The organism is Burkholderia sp. Ac-20392, from assembly GCF_017104585.1.
Lineage (GTDB): Bacteria > Pseudomonadota > Gammaproteobacteria > Burkholderiales > Burkholderiaceae > Burkholderia > Burkholderia lata.
In genome coordinates, this window is the sequence record NZ_JAAGPB010000909.1 from 1 (window position 1) to 1,606 (window position 1,606).

Annotated in this window: 2 protein-coding genes; both read right to left on the reverse strand. The window is 69.4% G+C overall.

Annotated features, from left to right (window positions below; genetic code table 11):
- On the reverse strand, positions 1-868 hold an 868-nt coding region (locus tag G3N99_RS39615; RefSeq protein WP_241012082.1), incomplete at its 3' end, for a protease pro-enzyme activation domain-containing protein.
- A 248-nt stretch (positions 869-1,116) separates the two neighbouring features.
- On the reverse strand, positions 1,117-1,606 hold a 490-nt coding region (locus tag G3N99_RS39620; RefSeq protein WP_206125120.1), incomplete at its 5' end, for a LysE family translocator.

Genomic DNA, 1,606 nt, shown 5'->3' on the forward strand with positions numbered 1-1,606 from the left:
TGCTGACGGCCGCGTTGACGGCCTGGATGAAGCCCGCGTCGCTGTTCGCCGCAAAGTACACGGCGATCTTCGCGGCCGGTGCGATCGCGCCGGCAATCTCGATGTCGAGCGCGACTTCGCCGTCCGGGCCGCTCGGGTCGCCGGTCGGCGTGTTGCGGCCGGTGCCGACGTTCACGTCGACGAGCGTCGGCGGGGTCGTGATGCCGAGCCCGCGGAAATACTGCTGGATGTCGGCCGCGCGGTAGCCGCCGCCGAGTTCGATGATCGCGATGCACTGCCCCGCGCCGTCGCCGGCCGGGAAGCCGTACAGCGATGCCAGCTGGATCGGGGTGAACGTGACGCCCGCCGCGCCGCCGCGCGCGGGCTTGAACGGTGGTCGCAGCCGGAAGTGCGGCCGCGCCTGCGGACGGCTGTCGAGGCCGAGCACGGCCGTGACGGCGTCACCGAGATCGTCGGGCAGCGCGATCGGGCCGGAGCGGCCGCGATACTGGCCGATCGACTGATGCTCGAAGCGCTCGAGCTTGACGCCGAACGCGGCTTCGAACTGCTGGATCGTGCCGGACAGCACGACGACGCTTTCAACGGGATCGACGCGATCGACCGTCAGCTGGTGACGACGCGCGAAGTCCTCGGCCTTGCGAATATCGTCGGGATTGGCGGAAAAGCGTTGCGCGAAGGTGGCACGCGACACCGGTTTCGCTTGCGCGTCGCCGGTGGCGAGCTGGTGAAGCAGCGTATCGAGTTGCCCTTCTTCCTGCCGCCGCAACATGATCGTGACGTGGATGCGTTCTGCCGGATCGCATGGGCCGAGGCACTTGGACTCGGCGACGATTCGGGGTTCACGGTCGGCGTGAAGATGCCTTGCCATGTTCAGACCCTCCTTGGTACCGCGTTGCACGGAACAGCCAGGAAATCGGACAGGGCCGGCGGGAGACGGTTCCGTTCGGTCGGTCGGGTTCGCGCAGCGCGAAGTAACAGGGAGTTTAGATCAGTCAGACGATTTGCGCGCACGCCCTTCTGCGACGGGGCGCACGCGCGGGCCGGCGTTGCACGCGGCCTTCATCCGGTGCGGCGACGCGCCGCGCAACCTGCGCCGGCGCGACGCCGCCGCGGCACTCAGTCCATCGACAGGCGCAGCGCAAAGCCGATCAGCGCCGCGGAAAACGTCCAGCGCTGCACCGTCTGCGCGAGCGGATGCGCGCGCATCCACGCGGCGATCCGCGACGCGCCGAACACGCATGCGAGGTCGAAGCACACGCCGGCCGCCACCAGCAGCGCACCCAGCTCGAACATCTGCAGCACGACCGGCCCGGCCTCCGGGCGCACGAACTGCGGCAGCAGCACCGAGCAGAACAGCAGCGCCTTCGGGTTCAGCAGGTTGGTGAGCAAGCCCTTCACGAACGACTGGCGCAACTCGCCCGCCGTCGCCGCCGCGTCGCCATCGCCGAGCGCGAACACGGGCGAACGGAACACCTGGATCGCGACATAGGCGAGATAGAGCGCGCCGCCGTAGCGGATCACTTCGTACAGCCACGGCGCGCTGCGGATCAGCGCCGCGACGCCGCAGGCAGACAGCGTCACGTGCGCGGTGCGCGCGAGCGACAGG